The 19,997-nt window shown below is 62.8% G+C and carries 18 protein-coding genes; 8 read left to right on the forward strand and 10 right to left on the reverse strand.

Annotated elements, in window-relative coordinates; all coding sequences use genetic code 11:
- Positions 1-50: 50 nt before the first annotated feature.
- Positions 51-605, reverse strand: a complete 555-nt coding sequence (gene rsmD / locus EOA19_RS22025) for a 16S rRNA (guanine(966)-N(2))-methyltransferase RsmD (RefSeq protein WP_023813546.1) — start codon at positions 603-605, stop codon at positions 51-53.
- Positions 602-2,722 (reverse strand): pseudouridine synthase, encoded by a 2,121-nt coding sequence (locus EOA19_RS22030; RefSeq protein ID WP_128304785.1) that lies wholly within the window; start codon positions 2,720-2,722, stop codon positions 602-604. The genes rsmD and EOA19_RS22030 overlap by 4 nt, the downstream gene beginning before the upstream one ends.
- 182 nt (positions 2,723-2,904) lie before the next feature.
- Between EOA19_RS22030 and EOA19_RS22035 the strand changes: the two genes are divergently transcribed.
- On the forward strand, positions 2,905-3,354 hold the full coding sequence (locus EOA19_RS22035; protein ID WP_127289016.1) for a nucleoside deaminase: 450 nt from the start codon (positions 2,905-2,907) through the stop codon (positions 3,352-3,354).
- Positions 3,355-3,394: 40 nt separating this feature from the next.
- Here EOA19_RS22035 and EOA19_RS22040 read toward each other — a convergent pair whose 3' ends face one another.
- The 3 genes from EOA19_RS22040 to EOA19_RS22050 all read right to left on the reverse strand — a co-directional run bounded on the left by EOA19_RS22040 (position 3,395) and on the right by EOA19_RS22050 (position 8,372).
- Positions 3,395-4,075, reverse strand: a complete 681-nt coding sequence (locus tag EOA19_RS22040; RefSeq protein WP_128304786.1) for a hypothetical protein — start codon at positions 4,073-4,075, stop codon at positions 3,395-3,397.
- A gap of 206 nt (positions 4,076-4,281) precedes the next feature.
- Positions 4,282-7,275, reverse strand: coding sequence for an isoleucine--tRNA ligase (gene ileS / locus EOA19_RS22045; RefSeq protein ID WP_128304787.1), 2,994 nt, complete (start codon positions 7,273-7,275; stop codon positions 4,282-4,284).
- A 290-nt stretch (positions 7,276-7,565) separates the two neighbouring features.
- Complete coding sequence (locus EOA19_RS22050) at positions 7,566-8,372, reverse strand: MipA/OmpV family protein (RefSeq protein WP_127408602.1); 807 nt, start codon at positions 8,370-8,372, stop codon at positions 7,566-7,568.
- 194 nt (positions 8,373-8,566) lie between these two features.
- Between EOA19_RS22050 and EOA19_RS22055 the strand changes: the two genes are divergently transcribed.
- Positions 8,567-9,121 (forward strand): HdeD family acid-resistance protein, encoded by a 555-nt coding sequence (locus EOA19_RS22055; RefSeq protein ID WP_128304788.1) that lies wholly within the window; start codon positions 8,567-8,569, stop codon positions 9,119-9,121.
- An 18-nt stretch (positions 9,122-9,139) separates the two neighbouring features.
- Here the strand turns inward: EOA19_RS22055 and EOA19_RS22060 are convergent, their stop codons facing one another.
- Together EOA19_RS22060 and EOA19_RS22065 are read right to left on the reverse strand one after the other, a co-directional pair.
- A complete protein-coding gene (locus EOA19_RS22060) occupies positions 9,140-10,120 on the reverse strand; it encodes a bifunctional riboflavin kinase/FAD synthetase (RefSeq protein ID WP_128304789.1) in 981 nt (326 codons plus the stop codon).
- A 6-nt stretch (positions 10,121-10,126) separates the two neighbouring features.
- The gene (locus tag EOA19_RS22065) at positions 10,127-10,987 is read right to left on the reverse strand and encodes a TIGR01459 family HAD-type hydrolase (protein ID WP_164892994.1); all 861 of its coding nucleotides are present in this window, start codon (positions 10,985-10,987) and stop codon (positions 10,127-10,129) included.
- 230 nt (positions 10,988-11,217) lie between these two features.
- On the opposite strand from EOA19_RS22065, the gene EOA19_RS22070 reads away from it, so the two are divergent.
- Both EOA19_RS22070 and EOA19_RS22075 read left to right on the forward strand, forming a co-directional pair.
- Positions 11,218-13,203 carry a TadE/TadG family type IV pilus assembly protein gene (locus EOA19_RS22070; protein ID WP_206638086.1) on the forward strand — a complete coding sequence of 662 codons (1,986 nt, stop codon included), beginning with the start codon at positions 11,218-11,220 and terminating at the stop codon, positions 13,201-13,203.
- Positions 13,204-13,334: 131 nt separating this feature from the next.
- Positions 13,335-13,967, forward strand: a complete 633-nt coding sequence (locus EOA19_RS22075) for a LysE family translocator (RefSeq protein ID WP_128304791.1) — start codon at positions 13,335-13,337, stop codon at positions 13,965-13,967.
- A 39-nt stretch (positions 13,968-14,006) separates the two neighbouring features.
- On the opposite strand, the gene EOA19_RS22080 is transcribed toward EOA19_RS22075, so the two are convergent.
- Positions 14,007-14,876 (reverse strand): LysR family transcriptional regulator, encoded by an 870-nt coding sequence (locus EOA19_RS22080; RefSeq protein ID WP_164892996.1) that lies wholly within the window; start codon positions 14,874-14,876, stop codon positions 14,007-14,009.
- Between the two features lie 81 nt (positions 14,877-14,957).
- Between EOA19_RS22080 and EOA19_RS22085 the strand changes: the two genes are divergently transcribed.
- Positions 14,958-15,707 carry a CTP synthase gene (locus tag EOA19_RS22085; RefSeq protein ID WP_128304792.1) on the forward strand — a complete coding sequence of 250 codons (750 nt, stop codon included), beginning with the start codon at positions 14,958-14,960 and terminating at the stop codon, positions 15,705-15,707.
- Between the two features lie 48 nt (positions 15,708-15,755).
- Here EOA19_RS22085 and EOA19_RS22090 read toward each other — a convergent pair whose 3' ends face one another.
- Complete coding sequence (locus EOA19_RS22090; protein WP_023813533.1) at positions 15,756-16,580, reverse strand: DUF2189 domain-containing protein; 825 nt, start codon at positions 16,578-16,580, stop codon at positions 15,756-15,758.
- Between the two features lie 285 nt (positions 16,581-16,865).
- Here EOA19_RS22090 and EOA19_RS22095 point away from each other — a divergent pair, with 285 nt between their 5' ends.
- Positions 16,866-18,089: a TadE/TadG family type IV pilus assembly protein gene (locus EOA19_RS22095; RefSeq protein WP_128304793.1), complete on the forward strand. Its 1,224-nt coding sequence runs from the start codon at positions 16,866-16,868 to the stop codon at positions 18,087-18,089.
- Positions 18,090-18,223: 134 nt separating this feature from the next.
- On the opposite strand, the gene EOA19_RS22100 is transcribed toward EOA19_RS22095, so the two are convergent.
- Entirely contained in the window at positions 18,224-18,940 is a 717-nt protein-coding gene (locus EOA19_RS22100; protein ID WP_128304794.1) for a glutathione S-transferase family protein, read from the reverse strand.
- Between the two features lie 106 nt (positions 18,941-19,046).
- On the opposite strand from EOA19_RS22100, the gene EOA19_RS22105 reads away from it, so the two are divergent.
- Together EOA19_RS22105 and EOA19_RS22110 are read left to right on the forward strand one after the other, a co-directional pair.
- Positions 19,047-19,409 carry a helix-turn-helix domain-containing protein gene (locus tag EOA19_RS22105; protein ID WP_023813530.1) on the forward strand — a complete coding sequence of 121 codons (363 nt, stop codon included), beginning with the start codon at positions 19,047-19,049 and terminating at the stop codon, positions 19,407-19,409.
- A gap of 70 nt (positions 19,410-19,479) precedes the next feature.
- The gene (locus EOA19_RS22110; protein ID WP_023813529.1) at positions 19,480-19,989 is read left to right on the forward strand and encodes a CAP domain-containing protein; all 510 of its coding nucleotides are present in this window, start codon (positions 19,480-19,482) and stop codon (positions 19,987-19,989) included.
- Positions 19,990-19,997 lie beyond the last annotated feature (8 nt).

The following is a 19,997-nucleotide window of genomic DNA, read 5'->3' on the forward strand; positions in this document are numbered from 1 at the left end:
GGCGGCGGCAAAGAGGCCGGCCCATGAGGCCCGGCCAAGGATGCAGGCTATCAGACCGCCTCGACAAAGCGGATAACGGTCTCGCCATAGTTGCGCTCGTCCAGCACCGAAAAGCCGGGACCAGGCTCGAACGGCGCCACTGCCGCCTCTTCGACCACGCACAGCGCGCCGGGGCGAAGCCAGCCGCCGGCTTTCGCCGACTGCAAGGCGCGCTCGCCAAGACCCTTGCCATAGGGCGGGTCGGCGAAGACGAGGCCGAACGGCGCCAGCGTGCCGGCCTCGCCGAGGCCCGTGGCGTCGCGACGGAAGATCTTGGTGCGGCCGGTCAGCCCAAAGGCCTCGACATTGTCGCGGATCAGGCCACGGCCTTCGGCCGATTCCTCGATGAAGACGCCATAGGAGGCACCGCGCGACAGCGCCTCAAGCCCCAGCGCACCGGTGCCGGCGAACAGGTCGAGCACGCGCGCACCGTCCAACTGCGCGGCAAAGCGATGCGCCAGCACGTTGAAGACCGCCTCGCGGGTGCGATCGGTCGTCGGACGGATGGCGCTCGAACGGGGCGTCGCCAGCGGACGCCCGCGAAACTCACCACCGACGATTCTCATCTCGCTTTGGGGCCTCGGGGACCATTGCGCGGACGCTCACCGCCGCCGGCCCCGCCCGGACGTTCGCCTCTCGGCTTGCCGAACGGCTTGGCACCGGCCGGTTTGCCATAGGTCGGCTTGAACGATGCCTTTCGCGCCTTGGCTTCAGCGGCCTTGGCTGCGTCTGCGTCGGCCCTGCCCTTGCCGATCGGCCGCGCGCCCGGTGCCATCCAGACATTGGCCTTGCGCTGGCCGGGCGGCTCGATCGGCCGCTGCTCGCGCTCGGACTTTTTGCCACCACCCCGAGGCTTGTCGCCGAAACCGCCGCGTGGCTTGTCACCGAAGCCACCGCGCGGTTTGTCGCCAAAATTGCCGCGCGGCTTGTCGCCGAAGCTGCGTTCGGGACGCGGGCCGCGTTCGCCAAAACTCTTCTCCGCGCTTCTGTCGGGACTTGTCGACAGTTTGCCCAGAGCCTCGTCGCGGCTGCCTTCGCGGCGTTTGCGGTTCTTGATCAGACCGCCCTCCCCGATCGGGCGGCGCTCACCGTCGCGGGTGAATTTCGGCCGCTCCGGCTCCGGCTCGCGAACTTCGGTGCGCCGCACCGGCTTGTTGGAAAACGGCTTGGTGACATCGGCGTCGAAATTGGCGCCGGATTCCTCGACCAGGCGCTCGCCGAGTTGGTCACGCAGCACGCGCCCCTTGATCTCCAGCACATGGCCCTCGGCGAGGTCATCGAGCTGGAACGGCCCGTAGGAGATGCGGATCAGCCGCGTAACGTCGAGGCCGAGCGAACCCAGGATGTTCCTGACTTCGCGGTTCTTGCCCTCGCGCAGGCCGATCGTCAGCCAAGCATTGGTGCCTTGCTCACGGTCGAGCGTCGCTTCGATGGCACCGTAGAACACGCCGTCGACGGCAATGCCTTCACGCAGGCCCGCAAGCGCGCTTTCCTCGACCTTGCCGTGGACGCGCACCCGGTAGCGGCGCAGCCAGCCGGTGGCCGGCAGTTCGAGCACGCGCGACAGGCCGCCATCATTGGTGAGCAGCAGCAGGCCTTCGGTGTTGATGTCGAGCCGGCCGATGGTCATCAGCCGCGGCAATTCAGCCGGCAGCACGTCGAAGACGGTCTTGCGGCCCTCGGGATCGCGGTTGGTGGTGACGACGCCGGCCGGCTTGTGGAACAGGAACAGCCGGGTGCGCTCGATCGGCGGGATTTCCATGCCGTCGAGATGGATGATGTCATCAGGCATGACGTTGAAGGCCGGTGAAGTCAGGGCGCGCCCATTGACCTTGACGCGGCCGGCGGCGATCAGTTCCTCGGCATCGCGGCGCGAGGCCAGGCCGGCGCGCGCCAGCCGCTTGGCGATGCGCTCGCCTGCCTCTTCCGCGCCCTCGGCGGGACGCGGGCGTGGCTTGAAGCTGCCACCTGACGCGCCTTGCGGCCGATCATTGAAATCCCGCTTCGGCCGCTCGCCGAAATCACGCTTGGGGCGGTCGGCGAAGTCACGCTTCGGGCGATCGCCGGCGTCGCGCGGCGCGCGGTCACTGAAATCACGCTTGGGACGGTCGAAACGCTTTTCGCCGTCCGCTGCCGCCGCAGCCGGCCGGTCTCCCCGCGGTGCATAGGGCTTGCGCGGTCCTTCGCGCTTCTCATACGGTTTGCGCTCACCTTCGGCGGCCATCGGGCGATCGCCGCGCGGTGCGTAGGGCTTGCGTGGTCCTTCGCGCTTCTCGTACGGTTTGCGCTCACCCTCGGCGGCCATCGGGCGGTCGCCGCGCGGTGCGTAGGGCTTGCGTGGTCCTTCGCGCTTCTCATACGGTTTGCGCTCACCCTCGGCGGCCATCGGGCGGTCGCCGCGCGGTGCGTAGGGCTTGCGCGGCCCCTCGCGCTTCTCAAAAGGCTTCCCTTCGGGTCGCGGGCCTTTGCCTAAAGGCTTGTCGCCGCCCTTGAAATCGCGCTTCGGCCGCTCGCCATCAGCGGCCATCGGCCGATCGCCACGCGGTGCGTAAGGCTTCTTGGCGCCAAAGGACGGCTTGCCGCCCTTGCCCGCGGCGCCATCTCGGCTGCGCGGTCCCGCGGCTTTCGGCCCACTCTTGGCCGGACCCTTCCTGGGTCGGAATTTCTTCTCGTTGTCGTCCATGTGGCCTTTATCCGTTTGCGCTGCTACAGCGTGGCGCATCCTTTCGGGCGCGCAACGAACGCTGTAGCACTTTTGATGTGGCGCATGATCATTTTCGAAAACCGAGTCCCGATTTTCGAGGTCCTGCGCTCAATAACAGGATCACCGTCAGGTGGCGAGGAGATAATCGGAGTGAAAATCGCGTGAAGCGGCCCGATTTCATGGCGCTGGCGCTGAAGGAGGCCGAGGCTGCCGCCTTGCGAGGCGAAGTGCCGGTCGGCGCCGTCATCGCCAATGGCGCTGGTGTTGTCGCCAGCGCCGGCAACCGCACACGCGAACTTGCCGACCCGACCGCGCATGCCGAGATGCTGGTCATCCGCGAAGCTTGCCGCAAACTGTCGGCCGAGCGGCTGACCGGCCATGATCTCTATGTGACGCTGGAACCTTGCGCCATGTGCGCCGGCGCCATTTCCTTCGCCCGGCTGCGCCGGCTTTATTTCGGTGCCGCCGACGACAAGGGCGGCGCGGTGGTCAATGGCGTGCGCTTCTTCGCCTCGCCGACCTGCCACCACACGCCCGACATCTATCCAGGCATGGGCGAGACCGAGGCGGCCCTGTTGCTCAAAGGATTTTTCCTGGAACGGCGCGGTTGAACCGGGCGCCCTTCGGCAATAAACAACAAAGAGGCGGTTTTTACAGGGACGGCATCCAGTCGAACCAGCCGCTGCCCTTCTTGCCTTCCGCCTCTTTCTTGAGGCGGCGTTCCTTCTTGTATTCGTCCTCGCCAAGCTCATTCTGCGGCGCGGTGCCGGCCGCGACACGATACTGCACTGGAGGCTCGCTCAGATATTTGCGGGTGTTCGGATCGCCCTGCTTGCTGTCGGCAAGGCGGCGCTGGATCTCGGCGGCACGGCCCTTGTCGGAATCGGCCGGTGTCCATGCCGGCGGGTGGCTCGACCCTGACTCCGCCATCGCCCTCTTCACCGAGGCCGGGTCCGTCTGCACGTCGTCCACGATCTCAGACTGATAGGCCGGGTCGTTCTGATGGGCGGTGGCGTCGGCGCGCAAGCGGGCGCGGCGCTGCTCGGGCGATTCGGGCCACTCGGCGCTCGCCGTCTCGATGCTGTCCTGCGGGGCCGGCAGCGCTTCCTTCTGGCCTGGCGCCGGCTTCACGAGCGTCGGACGCGGCTTGTAGTCGATCTGTTCCTTGCGCTTCGGCGCGAATGAAAAGGCACCTGAAATATCGCCGGCCAGCTGTTCGCCGGCGGTCTTGTCGGTGCCGTAGGTCGGAGAGCCCATGCAGCCGGACAAAGCGAGGCCCGACGCGAGAAGCGGCGCCAGCAGCGCCAAGCGCGCATTATATCTCTCGGTCATGCCAAAAAGTCCCACTCTAGACAGCCTCTCGATTGCCGCCGGCCTTGTGGCCGGTCCCCATCGTCCAAGCACTTGCGACGGAAATCCGGCGACAATTTGTCTTCCGGAGTTTCGCGTGTTTACCTCAACCACTCGTTAAGGGCAACGCGCGGGCGGTTTTCGCCCGCCCGGCGTGGCATTTGTGCACCGATCCAGCCGACTAACCGTTAAAGTCGGCCAAGCGCCTTCAATTCATGCAGCACCGCCGCATCCCTGGCCGAAACATCCGGGAATTCCGGATCCTGGCCGACATCGGCGGTGTAGCGCCAGGAGCGTGCACATTTTAACAGGCCACGATCCTCGGCCTTCTCGACCACCACGGCGACACCCTTGACGTCGTCGATCGCGAAGGCACCAGCCGGTGCCTCGCCATGAGCGATGACCAGATCGCTGGTGATCGCCATCTCGGCCATGTCGACATCTGAAATCGCCGCTTCGAGCGCTGCGTCGTTGATTGTGACGACCGGCACCGCTTCCAGCGACGATCCGATCACCTTCTGGGCGCGCGCGATCTCCAGCGCGCCGGTGACGACGCGCCGCACTTGCCGCACCTGGCGCCACTTTTCCGCCAGCGCCTCGTTCTTCCAGTCCGCCGGGATTTGCGGGAACTGGTCGAGATGCACCGAGACGGCGTCGGGATGACGGTCAAGCCAGGCCTCCTCCGTGGTGAAAGGCAGCATCGGCGCCAGCCATTTCACCAGGCAATCGAAGAGATGGCGCACCACCTGCACCGAAGCCTTGCGCTTCAGGCTCGACGGCGCGTCGCAGTAGAGCGCATCCTTGCGGATGTCGAAATAGAACGCCGACAGCTCGACCACCATGAAATCGAGCAGCATGCGGGTGATGCGCTTGAATTCAAAGGCGTCGTAGCCCGAACGCACGACCTCATCGAGCTCGGCCAGCCGGTGCAGCATCAGCCGCTCCAGCTCCGGCATTTTCTCCATCGGCACCTCTTCGCCATCGTCATGGGCAAGCGTACCCAGCATCCAGCGGATGGTGTTGCGCAGCTTGCGGTAGGCGTCGATGTTGGTCTGCAGCACGTTCTTGCCGAGCCGCTGGTCCTCCCAGTAGTCGGTCGTCACCACCCACAGACGCAGTATGTCGGCGCCCGACTGCTTGATGACGTCCTGCGGCACGACGGTGTTGCCGAGCGACTTCGACATCTTGCGGCCATCCTCGTCCATGGTGAAGCCATGGGTGACGACGGTGTCGTAAGGCGCCCTGCCCCTGGTGCCGCAGCTCTCCAGCAGCGACGAATGGAACCAGCCGCGATGCTGGTCGGAGCCTTCGAGATAGACGTCGGCTGGCCATTTCAGGTCAGGACGATCCTCCAGCGTGAAGGCATGCGTCGAGCCCGAATCGAACCAGACGTCGAGGATGTCCATCACCTGCTTCCACTTCGAAGCGTCGTGATTGCCAAGGAAACGCTCCTTGGCATCAGCCGCGAACCAGGCGTCGGCGCCTTCCTGCTCGAAGGCGTCCATGATGCGCTGGTTGACCGCATCGTCCTTCAGCACATTGCCGTCGGCATCGGCGAACACGGCGATCGGCACGCCCCAGGCGCGCTGGCGCGACAGCACCCAGTCCGGGCGCTCCTCGATCATGGCGCGGATGCGGTTCTGGCCTGCGGCGGGCACGAAGCGGGTGTCGTCGATGGCCTTGAGCGCCCGGCTGCGCAACGTCGAGCCATCGCCGAGGTCCTTGTCCATGTAGACGAACCATTGCGGCGTGTTGCGGAAGATGATCGGTTTCTTGGACCGCCAGGAGTGAGGGTAGCTGTGCTTCAGCCGGCCACGCGCGAACAGCGCGTTGCGTTTGATCAACTCGTCGATGACGGCCTGGTTGGCGTTGCCCTTCTTGCCATTGTCATCGATGACGCGTGCCGGTCCACCCTCGCGGTCGGGGCCGAACCCCGGCGCGTCCTTGGTGAAGAAGCCGCCATCGTCGACGGTGAACGGGATGGCGGGATCGATGCCGCGTGCGCGCAGATCCACCGCCGCGTCCATCCAGGCGTCAAAGTCCTCGCGGCCGTGACCGGGCGCGGTGTGGACGAAGCCGGTGCCGGCATCGTCGGTGACATGGTCGCCGACGAGCATGGGCACATCGAAATGATACCCTCCGTTTAACGCAAAAAACGGATGATCTAACGTTACGTTGGCAAGTTCCTCGCTTGTCACGGTGCGAAGTCGCTTAAAATTCACCTTGGCTTTGGCTGCGCTTTCATCGGCAAGCGCGTCGGCAAAGACCAGCTTCTCACCGGGCTGAGGGCCAAAGTCATTTTCGGCTGCCACGATCTCGTAAAGTCCGTAGGCAATGCGTGGCGAATAGGCTACCGCCCGGTTACCCGGGATCGTCCAAGGCGTTGTCGTCCAGATGACAACTGAAGCATGGGACAAACTGTGCGGCGGCTTTACGACAATTTTCCTGCCAGTTCGCTCACCACCTTCGTCCTCGACGTGTAAAATCGTATCCCCATCAGCAGACTGGATCGGAAACTTCACCCAGATCGTGTCGCTCTCATAGTCGTGGTACTCGATCTCGGCCTCGGCCAGCGCCGTACGCTCGACCACGCTCCACATCACCGGCTTGGAGCCGCGGTAGAGCTGGCCCGACATGGCGAATTTCAAAAGCTCGCCGGCGATCCGCGACTCGGCATGGAAAGCCATCGTCGTATAGGGATTCTCGAAGTCGCCGATGACGCCGAGGCGCTGGAACTCGGCCCCCTGCACCGTGATCCAACCTGCGGCGAACTCACGGCATTCCTTGCGGAATTCGTTGACCGGCACCTCGTCCTTGTTCTTGCCCTTGGCGCGGTACTGCTCCTCGATCTTCCATTCGATCGGCAGGCCGTGACAGTCCCAGCCGGGCACATAGTTCGAGTCGTAACCGCGCATCTGGAACGAGCGGGTGATGACGTCCTTGAGGATCTTGTTCAGCGCATGGCCGATATGGATGTTGCCGTTGGCGTAGGGCGGGCCGTCATGCAGCACGTATTTCGTGCGGCCGGCAGCGCTCTCGCGCAGCTTGCGGTAGAGGTCCATGTCCTGCCAGCGCTTGACCAGCAGCGGCTCCTTCTCCGGCAAGCCGGCACGCATCGGGAAATCCGTCCGCGGCAGGTAAAGCGTCTTGGAATAGTCGATCGTTTCAGTTGTATCGGTCATTGGTCTGCCATGTGCATTGCCCGGCGGCAAAAGAGCTCGGGCGTTGAACTATACTTTTGCGCATGTCGTTTTCCCAAAACCGGGGCCACTTTTGGGCGACATGCCTGATGATCTGGAAAAAGCGCGAGAGGCCGCGCGCAGAATTCCCGGCGGTTCCGGCGACCCTCAGGCCGCCCGGAACACCGGGCCGGTAATTCGTATCGTCAGCACGCGAAGGCGCGAAAAGCTCGTCATTGGTGGGCTTTTAGCGGAGATAGACGCAGGAATAAAGCGTCTCTCGTTCGATTCACCTACATCGTGAAATCGAAGCGGTAGGTGGTCGACACGCCAATCATAAACTGGTTGCGGTCGCCACGCTCCTTGACCAGGCTGGAATCGGCCGCCGGTCCCATCAGGCGCGAATATTCGCCAAACAGGCTGGCGGTCATCGGCTCGGTCACCTTCCAGGTTATGGCGCCGCCAAGGCCGGTCGATTTCAGCCCGCCACCGGGATGATATTCGCTCAAGCCCGAAGCCACCGCTTCCTGCGCGTTGACGCCATAATAGGCGTCGAAATAGTTGCCTGAGGCGAAGGAAACACGCGGTCCTCCCGAAATCCTGACGGTTGGCGTCACATCGTAGAAGGCGTCGGCGGCAATGTCGGCGACAAAGCCGTTGTGGGCGCGAATGCCATGGCGCAGCTCGGCGCGGGCGCGCAGCCAGTCCGTCGGATAGAATTCGAAGAAGCCGCCGACTTCCCCGCCCCAGCGCACCGGATCGAGGCCCTTTAGCTCATCGGCGTTGTCATCGTCGCGGGAAAACAGGAACTTGCCGGTCAGGCCGGCGCGGACACCGCCATCATCGACCAGCGCCAGCGAGATGTTGTCGTTGCGCGAGACAAAGCGGGCGGCAGGTCCGGCCTTGCCCAGCGAAATGATCGGCGAGGCGCTGAGCAGGTACTTCTTGCCGCCCTCGAAATTCGGCGCGACCATGCCGGTGGCGCCTACGGTCAGATACCAGTCGCCGGACAGCCAGCTGCCCTCGCCCGCATTGGCAGCGCCCGTCCCACCCAGCACCGCAGCGGCCAACACCAGAGAGATTCTTCCGACCGAACTCATGGCCACTCCACTAACACAACGCATATGATTGCCGATGACAGCTTTGACGGCCGTTTGGTAAAATTTGATTTAAACCCGAGACATATGCTCGCGCTTTGCCGCGATCCCGTTGCCGGTCATCGACTGGACGTTGGCCGGCGCCCGGATTACCTTCCATCCGCAGTATTCCGCAGCCCTCGATGGAGATCGCGACAATGACCCTGCATGGCGACGCCTTGAAAATCGGGATCGAACAGACACGGACAAAATGGGGATGGTTTGTCGCGCTCGGTGTGCTGCTGCTCATCTTCGGCGGCATTGCCTTCGCCAATCTGTTCGTCGCCACGGTGGCTTCCGTCTACGTCGTGGGATGGCTGATGCTGATGGCGGGTATCATCGAGATCGTGCACGCGTTCGGCGTCAAGAGCTGGAGTCGCTTCTTCTACTGGCTGCTCAGCGGACTGCTGTACGCCGTTGCCGGCTTCTTCGCTTTCGGCAATCCGTTGCTTGCCTCGGCGGTGCTGACGTTCCTGCTGGCGATCGCGCTGGTCGCGTCAGGGGTGCTCAGGGCCTGGGTCGGCTACAGCCATCGGCCGGAACGCGGCTGGGGCTGGATCGTCGCCGCCGGTGTCATCAGCGCCCTTGCAGGTCTGATCATCGCCATGGGCTGGCCGGTCAACAGCCTGTGGGTGCTCGGTCTGTTCCTTGCGATCGACCTGATCTTCCAGGGCTGGACCTTCATCGCCGTCGGTCTCGCGCTGAAAAAGTAGCCGGGATCACGACTATACTCAAAAAGCCATGGCCGCGTCGAGATCGGAGAGCGGCTTGACGCCGGCAAGCAGCGCGCGTGCCTCGGCTTCATCGCGCTTCATCTGCGCGACCAGCGCGTCGAGCCCTTCGAACTTCACCTCCGGGCGCAGGAAACTGAAGAAGGAAACCTGACAGACCTCGCCATAGAGGTCTTCGGAGAAGTCGAAGACGAAGGTTTCAAGCAGCGGCGCGCCATTGTCGTCGACCGTGGGCCGACGGCCGAAGCTGGCGACGCCGTCGTGAAGCGTGCCGTCGGCGCGGCGGAAGCGGACGGCATAGATTCCTTCTTTGAGTGCGGCTTCAGCCGACAGCCTCATATTCGCGGTTGGAAAGCCAAGGGTGCGGCCAAGCTGCTGTCCCCCGACCACCTCGCTTTCGACGGTGAAGCGGTAGCCGAGCAGACCGGCGGCTTCAGCCACCTCGCCCTCGCCCAGCAATCCGCGGATGCGGCTGGACGACACCACCTCGGCGCCCTCGTCCCGGAAGGCGTCGACGAGCGTGACGCCGAAGCCGTGACGCTGGCCGGCCGCCATCAGGTAGGCCGGGCCGCCTTGACGATCCTTGCCGAAATGGAAATCGAACCCGGTCACGGCGTGGGTAATGCCAAGATTTCTTTCCAGCACATCCGTCACGAACGCTTCCGCCGACAGCGAGGCGAAGTCGCGCGTGAACGGCTGCTCGACGAGCGCGGCGAAGCCCAGCAGCGACAGGAGCCGCGCCTTCATCGGCGGCGGCGTCAGCACGAACAACGGGATATCAGGCCTGAAGATCTTGCGCGGATGCGGTTCGAATGTCAGCACCAGGGCCGGCACTCCACGCCGTCCGGCCTCGGCAGAGGCCCGCTCGAGCACCGCCTGATGGCCGCGATGGACGCCATCGAAATTGCCGATCGCCACCACGCCGCCGCGCAGGTCGGCGGGAAGCGGCGCAGTTGCCAGGATGCGTTGGAAGGCTGCCATCGTCACCTACCGAAGTCTGGGAATGACGGCCACCGGACCATAGCCATGCTTTTCCAGGAACGCCGCCAGTCTTGCCGGGTCCGGGTACAGGGTATCGCCATAGTCGCGGGCATGGATTCCGCCGGAGACATAAAGAACATCGAAGCCATTGTCGGCGGCGCCCTTCACATCGGTCATCATGCCGTCGCCGATGGCCAGCACCTGGCCGCGCTCGACCGGCTGGCCAAGAATCTCGGCGACCTCCTTCATCGCGAGATTGTAGATCGGCGCGTATGGTTTTCCAGCGATCAATGTGCGGCCGCCAAGCTGGGCATAGTCACGCGCCAGCGCGCCGGCACACCAGATCATGCGTTCGCCGCGCTCGACCACGATGTCGGGATTTGCGCAGATGAAAGGCAGGTTCCGGGCGCGCAGCCGCCGCAGGAGCTCGGTGTAATCCTCGGGCTTCTCGACCTCGTCGTCGAACAGGCCGGTGCAGACGACGCCGGACGCCTCGAACTCCTCGACAAGCTCGACATCGAGACCTTCATAGAGGGTGACGTCCCGGTCGGCGCCGATATGGAAAATCTTGCGCGGCCCTTCGGCGATCAGATCCCGCGTCACGTCGCCTGAGGTAACCACCCGGTCGTAGGCTGACGGTGGAACACCGATCGCGTTCATCTGCGCCACGACATCGGCACTTCTGCGCGGCGAATTGGTGATCAGGACGACGGGGATTTTCGCCTCTCGAGCCCTTGCCAATGCCGAGGCCGCCACCGGGAAATGCGTTTCACCATTGTGCACCACGCCCCAGACGTCGCACAGGATTGCCGAATAGGCCTTCGACACGTCTTCGAGCGAGCTGATGATTTCAGGCGAATCCGCCATGCCGTTTCCTTCAGTCATGATCGTTGCGATCGCCGCGACCGACGGTTCGCCGCAGCCGGTTCGGATTAGCCGAACCGCCCCGGCCTGTCATCAGCTTTCGCCAGGCACGATTGGTTAGCGGTTGGTGAAGCGCTGCCCCGGCAATCGAGCGATTTCCCAAACACGGCCTTCAGCGTTTTGTGGAAAGCTGGCATCGATCGAGAATCCGCCGGCGGGGGCCGCTGCAAGACATGCATGGACTTTGGCGTCAGTTCTGCCGCGACCAACGCGGCAACTATGCTCTTATGACCGTCGTCGCGATGGTTCCGCTCATGGGCGCCCTGGCGATGGCCGTCGACTTCACCGAGATGAGCCGCGAAAAACAGGCGGTTTCGAATGCGCTCGATGCCGCAAACTTCGCCACGGCGCGCCGGCTGACGGAAGGTGCTACCGACGACCAGTTGAGAGCCTATGCGCTCGATTTCTTCAATGCCAACCTCAACAAGATCAACCCCGCCAACACGACGCTCAGCGTCACCTTGCCAAGCAACACCGCCGGCGGGGGCTTGCTCAAGATGAGCGCGCGGCTTGACTACAAGCCCTATTTCTATCCGGTCTTCGGCCAGATCGTCGGCAAATCCGAAACCGACGCCAACCAGAAGATCAGCTTCAACGTCTCCTCGGAAGTGCGGCTGAAGAACACTCTTGAAGTCGCCCTGGTGCTCGACAATTCCGGGTCGATGACCAAGACCGGAACGGGCTCGGGGCAAACGCGGATCGACCTTCTCAAGACCGCGGCCAAACAGCTGGTCGACACGCTGGCCCAGCAGGCGGCGATGATCAAGCAGGTCGACAGGCCGGTGCAGTTCGGCCTCGTGCCGTTTGCCGCCTCGGTCAATGTCGGACCCGGCAACGGTAACGCGTCCTGGATGGACACCGAAGGACTGTCGCCGGTATCGAACGAGAATTTCGACTGGTCGACGCTGAACGCGGTCGACAAATACGCCCAGCAGACCAACGGTATCTGGTACAAGCGCGGCACCGGATGGGGTACCGGCGAAGGCCAGATGCTGACCCGGTTTTCGCTCTACCGAGACATGAAGGTCGTCACCAACCATGAGCGTGTCACCAACAGCAAGCGCGTGGTTTGCGACGAATACAACTCGAACAACACCTGCAAACGCGACCACGACGAATACGACTACATCGATTCCTATGGCCCGTTCGCCAGTTGGCAGGGTTGCGTCGAGGCCAGGCCCTATCCCTACAATGTCAACGACGCGGCGCCTTCCGGCGGCTCTGCGAACACCGGCATAGGGATTGGCGATCCGGCGACGATGTTCGTGCCGATGTTCGCCCCTGACGAACCCGGCAACCATTGGAAGATCACTCAGGATCCGGATGAGGCCGCGCCGACGGCCTATGGCGCTATCAACAGCTGGTGGAATGACGACCCGACAAGCAGCACCGGCCAATCCCGGTTGCGCAACATGGCCAAATATTTCCAGCCGCGGCCGATCAATGCGCCGGCGCTGGCCGCCGGCAACGGGCCGAACTACAGCTGCTCCACCAACCCGATCACGCCGCTGACCGATGTCAGCGTTGCCACTGGGCTCACGGCGATCAAGGCCGCGATCGACCTGATGAAGCCCGATGGCGGCACCAATGTTCCCGAAGGCATGGCCTGGGGATGGCGCGTGGTTTCGAGCGGCGAGCCCTTCACGCAAGGACGCCCGGAAACCGAGAGGGGCAACGACAAGGTCGTGATCGTGCTGACCGACGGCGCCAACACCTACTACACGCCTTCCTCGCTCGGCTATTCCGACCCCGCCGATTCGAAGTCGACCTACGCGTCCTTCGGCTATCTCAAACCCGGCTACAACGGCACGTCGGTGGGCCGCCTGTTCATGGGCACATCGAGCACCATTGGCCAATTCGATTATTCGAACGGCAATTACACCAACGCGCTCAACGAGCAGATGGCGACGCTTTGCAACAACGCCAAGGCGGCCAACATCATGGTGATGACGGTAGCGCTCGATCTGTCGACGACTAAAATCGCCGACCAGCAGGCGATCGAGGCGCTGAAATCCTGCTCGTCGAACTCGCGCTTCCGCAAGGATCCGACGGACGCGAGCAAGCCGGCAAAACTGTTCTGGAACGCCACCGGCGCCAGCTTGTCGAACGATTTCAAGGAAATCGGCAACGAACTGTCGAACCTGCGCATCGTCGGCTGATCCGTAGGCACCGGCGGCTAGCTGGAACAACGGCTGGCGCCGCCATGCACTTGCGCGCGCCTGCCGGGACAGGCACATGTTGGCCGCCTGCCGGATCGCGCGTCCATTCGCGGCGCGCTGGGGAAGAACAGATGCCCGAAACAGCCAATCATCTCGCCTTCGCGCTGGTCTGCCTCGGCATGGTGCTGACGCCTGGCCCCAACATGATCTATCTGATCTCGCGTTCCCTGTCGCAGGGGCCGAAGGCGGGGCTCATCTCGCTTGGCGGCGTGGCACTCGGCTTTGTCTTCTATGTGCTGGCGGCGGCATTCGGCATCACCGCGCTGCTGCTCGCCGTGCCCTACGCCTATGACGCGCTGCGCTTTGCCGGTGTGCTTTATCTGCTGTGGCTGGCCTGGCAGGCGGTGAAGCCGGGCGGACGCTCGCCGTTCCAGGTGCGCGACCTGCCGAGGGACCGGCCGCGCAAACTGTTTGCCATGGGCCTGATGACCAATCTGCTCAATCCGAAGGTGGCCGTGCTCTATCTGTCGCTGTTGCCGCAGTTCATCAGCCCCGGCAAAGGCCACGTCCTGTCGCAGCTTCTGGTGCTCGGCGCGACGCAGATCTCGATCAGTCTCAGCGTCAATGCCGTCATCGCGGTGACGGCCGGCTCGATCGCCACCTTTCTCGCCGGACGGCCTTTGTGGCTGGTCATCCAGCGCTGGATGATGGGCACCGTGCTGGCGGCACTTGCGCTGAAGATGGCGACAGAGGCGCAGCGCTGAATTCGCCTTGGACGATCATCGCGAGCTGAGCTAGAAACGTCAGGGCGCCAGCAGCTGCACGAATTTCTCCGCGGCTGGCGAACGATTGGCCCTTGCAAGACTGACAACGAGCAGCCGCCTCTGAACACAAGGAACAATGGGAATTCGACACACGCGAGCGTCTCCTTCCGGAGTGGAAAGCTCAGGCATCAGTGTCACACCGATCCCCTGCGACACCATTTCCACCAGGGCAGCCGTATCGCGAACCGTAAGGACAACCTTAGGCGAGATGTTCACGGATGCGAAGAGCTGACGGATGACCGGCTCGCAACCAGAGCCCGACATGATGAAATTCTCGTCGGCCAGGTCGCACAATTTGACGCGCGCCGTCGCTGCTAGCGGGTGGTCGCAAGCAGCAAGAAAGACGAAATCATCCTCCAGGACTACATCCCCGACAGTTTCGGCTGATTGTTCGGAGGTCAGGCCGACGTCAACGACTGCTGTTTCAACCCATTCCAGAACCTCATGATCGGTTCCTTCCAGCAAAACCAGTTCGACGCCGGGGAAAAGCCGCTGGAAGCGGGCAAGTATTTGCGGCAGCAAACGCTCTACCGCGCTTGCCACGCTTCCAATGCGCAACCGCCCGGTCTGAGCGCCTGAAGCTGCGGCGCTCCTTTGCTGGATTCGCTCGATGGCCAGAACGGCCTCTCGCGCATCCTGAAGCACTGCTTGTCCAATTTCCGTCGGAAACACCCCGTTCTTGCCGCGAACCAGAAGCTTCACTCCAAGAACGCCTTCAAGGCTTCTCATCGCCTGGCTTGCGCCCGACTGCGTCATGCCGATCCGCGTAGCGGCCGTCGAAAAGCTCGCGTCTTCGACAATCATGGTCAGGACCCGCAGCTGAGCGAGAGTGATATTAGTGATAGTCATGATAGATATCATCCGAATGCATTTTACTTATGCATCTCCGATAACGCATCTGGAAGCTCACTTCAATTCATAGGAGCTCTCATGACACAACGACTCGCATTGGCGCTGATCGGTGAATACACGCCATCTTTCGAACCACACGCCAAGATGGACGAAGCGCTGGATCATGCCGGGTCCACGCTCGGTATCCAGTACGAACACCAGTGGATTTCGACCGAAGAAGTGATCACCGGGGTCAGCGACAAGCTGGCACCTTTTGATGCGATCTGGATCGCTCCAGGCAGCCCGTACAGGAGCATGAATGGCGCTCTGAATGCCATCCGGCATGCCAGGGAAAACGAAATTCCTGCTTTGGGGACCTGCGGCGGTTGCCAGCATATGGTCGTCGAATATGCCCGCAACGTGCTGGGTTTCCAGGACGCCGAGCATGCGGAATACGATCCCTATGCTTCCACCCTGTTCGTCACACAGCTGACCTGTTCACTCGTTGGGCAAACCATGGACGTATTTCTGACGCGAGGGAGCCGGGCAGCGCGGATTTATGGACAAACGAACACGAAAGAGCGCTACTATTGCAACTTCGGCATCAATCCAGCCTACCAGAAAGAACTGGACGCCGGCGGCTTTCACATTGTCGGCAGGGATTCGAATGGCGAGGCTCGCGTCCTCCTGCTGCCATCCCACCCATTCTACCTTGCCACGCTCTTCGTGCCGCAGCTGACGTCGACAAAGCAGCACCCGCATCCAATCATTGTCGCCTTCCTGGAAAGCGCCCGGTCAAGACCGCGCGCCGCGTTTTGGGGCGGTGATGTTTCCCAGCTCAATCGCTGAACGGCCTATCGTCGTTGAGTGATTGCAAGAAGTTAGCGACAGCGCACCCTACATCGGCCGCCTTGTCTGCTGCGCCCGCTCGGGCTCGACCACCTTGCGGTAGAGATGCCAGGTGGCATGGCCGAGCACCGGCATGACGACGGCTAGCCCGGCAAACAGCGGGATGGAACCGATCACCAGAAGCACGGCGACCAGCAAGCCCCACAGCGCCATCTGCAGCGGGTTGGCCATTACCGCCCGTGCCGAGGTCTCGATCGCCGAAACGGCGCCGACGTCACGGTCGAGCAGCAGCGGGAAGGCAACCACGGTGGTGGCCAGCACGATTACGGCAAAGACAAAGCCCGCGGCATTGCCGGCAAGGATCAGCGTCCAGCCCTTGCTGGTGGTCAGCACGTCGCGGATGAAGCCACCGATCGAGGCCGGCGGCTGGTCGCCGAACAGGCCGGTGTAGATCGATTGCGCGGTGTAGAGCCATAACAGGAACAGCGCCACCAGCATGATCCCGATGACGGCGATCGACGGAACCGCGGACGAGCGCCGCACATCAAACGCGTGCCGCCAGGAGGTGTTCATGCCGAGTTCGCGCCGGCGGCTGATCTCGTAAAGGCCGAGCGCCGCAAAGGGCCCGACCAGCGCGAAACCCGACATCAGGGGATAGATGAGCTGGATGGCGTTGGCCCCGGACGTCCACTGCGTCAGGATCAGGCCGACGATGGGATAGATCAAGCACAGGAACACATAGTGCGAAGGTTTTGCCCAGAAATCCTCGACGCCGAGGCGCAGCGCATCCCAAAGGTCCGACGTGGTGATGCGGCGCACCGTTGGCTGCACATGCATTCCACGTGCGTCCGCCATGACATGAAAGCCGGCCATAACCTTCCTCCCGTGTGTCGGGGCGGTCACCGCCAGGATGGCCGCCAGAGCTGCCACTTCAAGAACGAGAGGCACGATAGCAGAGTTGGCGGCGATTGTCGCCGCGTCAATTGCCTGGGGAGCAACACTCTCCGTATGGCCTCTCATATGGCGTACCTTGGCGGTCCTTCATTTTGACCAATCATTGTGCTGCATTTTAGCATTTACGCATTTTAGCATTTACTTAAATTGCTCGTAGGGATCTTTGGCGTATCACCTGAGCTTTACGAAGTTCGGCGAGGAACTATGTTCGCATTGAAAGGCTTCTGGTCTTCGGAGCGTGGCAACTTTGCCATAACGACCGCCATCGGGATGCTGCCGATAATGATTGGTTTGGCCGGCGCCGTTGATCTGATCGGCACGAGCCATGACGCCTCGCAACTACAGAACTCGCTTGACGCGGCGGGGCTCGCCATCGGCACGAAGTTCTCTCCCGATATGGCGGCCGGCGATGTCCAGCAGCTTGGGCTGCAATTCTTCGCCGCCAATATGAGCGTGGCCGACCAGCAGGAATATCTGGGCAGCGTCTCCGCTTTCGCGGCAACGGCAAGCGGCAGCCCAAGCGCCTACTTTATCTCGCTGTCGTCCAGCATAAGCCGCCCAAGCTTCATCAGCGCCTCGGCCCCCTGGCAGGCCTACCGCTCGGCCTCGGTCAAGATAAAACCTGGCGCGCAGGCCTGCGTGCTGGCGCTCGATCCGCATGCGTCCGCCGCCGTGAACCTGCAGGGCTCGACCAACGTCTCGATGGACAATTGTGTGATCGCGGCGAACTCGGACGCCCCCGATTCCGTGAACAGGGGCGGCTCCGCCCTGGTTTCAGCGGGCTGTGTCTCAACTGTCGGCGGCACCAGCGGGCTGTTGCCACCCAGCGCCAGTCTCGCCTGCGGAACGCCGCACGAACATCGGTACGCATCCTTTGATCCGCTGGCCGACGTCGTTCCTCCCCCTTACACATTGTGTTTGCCGGTCCCGAACGGCAAAACCTACACGCTGTCGCCAGGCACTTATTGCGACAAGACATTGTCGGGAAACATCACGCTTAATCCGGGCGTCTACATCATGCGCGGCACCACCATAAAGCCAGGGGGAAACGGCAGCCTGACTGGCCAGGGCGTGACCATATTCCTCATGGAAAGCGCTCAGATCTACATAAATGCCAATGAGAAGGTGAACCTTTCCCCGCCCACCAGCGGCCCTTATGCCGGTATCACCATTTTTCAGGATCACGGCAACACGTCTGCTCTGACATTGAATGGCGGCGCAAATTCCGTGATCAGCGGTTTTATCTACGCGCCGGACGCGCCCATTTCCTACGCCGGCAACTCTGATATGAGCGCCCAGGGCAACTGTCTCAGGCTTGTCGGCAATACGATACAGATGACCGGAAACTCGTCCGTCAAGTCGGACTGCGCGGCGGCGCTTGGAAATCGCACAATGTATGCCGATCGGATGATCACTCTGGTGAAATGAGAAACGACAGGCGGCCCAAGCGGTCGCGTTGAGAAAAATGGCGGTCGCGTTTAACAATGCCGGAGTGCGGCGACCGCACTCCGGCAGATCAGTGCCTCTCACAAAGGCACATCCTGGTTGAAAATGGGGTATCGCTACGATTGCGCCGGTGCAGCGAAGCGATCGATCACCTCAGTCAGGGGGACGTGGCCAAGGCAGGCGCCAGAACCGGCGGGTTGTTCGCCATCCTCGACAGCCAGGGCATAACGCACGGCCGGATCGGCTTCGATGCGAAGGCGCAATCCGGCCAGCTTGGGATAGGCAGCGCCGTCGATCGCCTGGTGAAATTCCGCCCAGCGTGCCACGCCGATCAGCGTGGTATCGGCAAGAGTCAGCCCGTCGCCGACCAGGAAATCCGTACCGGCGATCATCGCCTCGAGCCGATCATGACGTTCCGCAACGGCCTTGCGGCCGAACTCCCGCAAGGTCGCCTTCAGCGCGGGTTCATCCGCCGCCATTTCCAATGCCACCCAGAGCGGGCTGAAGGCGGCGGTGAAACCGGTGTTCACGAAGGCCATCAACTGGTGCATGCGGTCGGCTTGCGGCGTGCGCGGTTCGAAGCTGATGCGACGCTGTGTGTCGCGGGCTTCGAGCCATGCGGCGATGGCCATTGTCTCGGTGAGCACCCGGCCTTCGTCGGTGATCAGCACCGGCGTTTCCTGACGGTCGTTGATGCTGGCATAGGCATCGTTTTTCATCTCGGTGAGCATGTCGACGCGGCACAGGCGATAGGGTTGCCCGATGCGTTCGAAGGCAGCGACGAGCCCCATCGAGCTTCCCGCCGGGAAGCCATAAAGCAGGATAGGTTCCATTTGTTTTCTTCCGTGATTGAGGGGATCACGCCGCGCAGCGAAACTTGACCCTAAACGCTGATCGTCCCATGTAAATTACGCACAATTCTGTAACCAGGATCCGCCCATGAAAGACGTCGTCTCACGCTGCCCGATCGAAGAGACCATGCGCGTGCTCAGCGGTCGCTGGCCCACACTGCTGCTCTATTATCTGAAGGACGGCACCAAGCGGTTCAGCGACCTGAGACGCGACAACCCGACGGTGTCGCATCGCATCCTGACGCTGGAACTGCGCAAGCTGGAGGAAGCCGGCATCGTGCGGCGAACGGCGCGTCCGGGTTATCCGTTGCGGGTCGACTATGACCTTACCGCGCCGGGCCGCAGGCTTGTCCCGCTGGTCGATGCGCTCGGCGCCTGGTGGGAACGGACCGAAGACGACCGGACCGGCCGCTCGCCGGCTTCGGACGTAAATCTCGATACCGCCGCCTAGAACCGTCGGTTAGACCAGAATTTTCGCCGCCCTGCCCGGCAAAAGCCATGATCGACGTTATCTCAGGGGCATGACCATAGCGAAAATCGAAACCTACCCGATGCCGAATCTGAACAGGCGCATGGTGTTGACCGGCCTCGCCGCCCTAGCCGGACTCGCCGCCTGCAGCACTGTTTCACTGCCAACCGGCGAAGGCGCCGGGGTCTCCTCCTCCGCCACCGGCACGCTGGCCAGTATCCGCGCCTCGGCCGGGCTGGCGCCGATGGTCCCCGACCGGCAGCTCGAACAGGCCGCCCTGCAGCAGGCCGGCTACATGGCGCAGCGCCGCCGCATGAGCCACACCACCGGCTGGGGCAAGGATTTCGCCTCGCGCGTCAGGGACAATCGAATTTCCGGTGCCGCGGCGGAGAACATCGCCGAGGGCCGTTTCGATCTTGAGAAGCTGTTCGACATCTGGGTGCATTCGCCCGGCCATCGCCGCAACATGCTCGACCCGCGCTTCACCCGCTTCGGCCTTGCCTATGTGCGCGACGGCGGCGACAGCAAGCTCCGTTACTGGAGCCTGGTGCTCGGGAAATAGGATGGAAA

The organism is Mesorhizobium sp. M7A.F.Ca.US.010.02.1.1 (genome assembly GCF_004023085.1).
Classification (GTDB): domain Bacteria; phylum Pseudomonadota; class Alphaproteobacteria; order Rhizobiales; family Rhizobiaceae; genus Mesorhizobium.

Bases quoted from the DNA above. Each gene is read 5' to 3' on its own strand.
- rsmD (WP_023813546.1), bottom strand. From the start codon at position 605: ATGAGAATCGTCGGTGGTGAGTTTCGCGGGCGTCCGCTGGCGACGCCC.
- EOA19_RS22030 (WP_128304785.1), bottom strand. From the start codon at position 2,722: ATGGACGACAACGAGAAGAAATTCCGACCCAGGAAGGGTCCGGCCAAG.
- EOA19_RS22040 (WP_128304786.1), bottom strand. From the start codon at position 4,075: ATGACCGAGAGATATAATGCGCGCTTGGCGCTGCTGGCGCCGCTTCTC.
- ileS (WP_128304787.1), bottom strand. From the start codon at position 7,275: ATGACCGATACAACTGAAACGATCGACTATTCCAAGACGCTTTACCTG.
- EOA19_RS22050 (WP_127408602.1), bottom strand. From the start codon at position 8,372: ATGAGTTCGGTCGGAAGAATCTCTCTGGTGTTGGCCGCTGCGGTGCTG.
- EOA19_RS22055 (WP_128304788.1), top strand. From the start codon at position 8,567: ATGACCCTGCATGGCGACGCCTTGAAAATCGGGATCGAACAGACACGG.
- EOA19_RS22060 (WP_128304789.1), bottom strand. From the start codon at position 10,120: ATGGCAGCCTTCCAACGCATCCTGGCAACTGCGCCGCTTCCCGCCGAC.
- EOA19_RS22065 (WP_164892994.1), bottom strand. From the start codon at position 10,987: ATGGCGGATTCGCCTGAAATCATCAGCTCGCTCGAAGACGTGTCGAAG.
- EOA19_RS22070 (WP_206638086.1), top strand. From the start codon at position 11,218: ATGCATGGACTTTGGCGTCAGTTCTGCCGCGACCAACGCGGCAACTAT.
- EOA19_RS22075 (WP_128304791.1), top strand. From the start codon at position 13,335: ATGCCCGAAACAGCCAATCATCTCGCCTTCGCGCTGGTCTGCCTCGGC.
- EOA19_RS22080 (WP_164892996.1), bottom strand. From the start codon at position 14,876: ATGACTATCACTAATATCACTCTCGCTCAGCTGCGGGTCCTGACCATG.
- EOA19_RS22085 (WP_128304792.1), top strand. From the start codon at position 14,958: ATGACACAACGACTCGCATTGGCGCTGATCGGTGAATACACGCCATCT.
- EOA19_RS22090 (WP_023813533.1), bottom strand. From the start codon at position 16,580: ATGGCCGGCTTTCATGTCATGGCGGACGCACGTGGAATGCATGTGCAG.
- EOA19_RS22095 (WP_128304793.1), top strand. From the start codon at position 16,866: ATGTTCGCATTGAAAGGCTTCTGGTCTTCGGAGCGTGGCAACTTTGCC.
- EOA19_RS22100 (WP_128304794.1), bottom strand. From the start codon at position 18,940: ATGGAACCTATCCTGCTTTATGGCTTCCCGGCGGGAAGCTCGATGGGG.
- EOA19_RS22105 (WP_023813530.1), top strand. From the start codon at position 19,047: ATGAAAGACGTCGTCTCACGCTGCCCGATCGAAGAGACCATGCGCGTG.
- EOA19_RS22110 (WP_023813529.1), top strand. From the start codon at position 19,480: ATGACCATAGCGAAAATCGAAACCTACCCGATGCCGAATCTGAACAGG.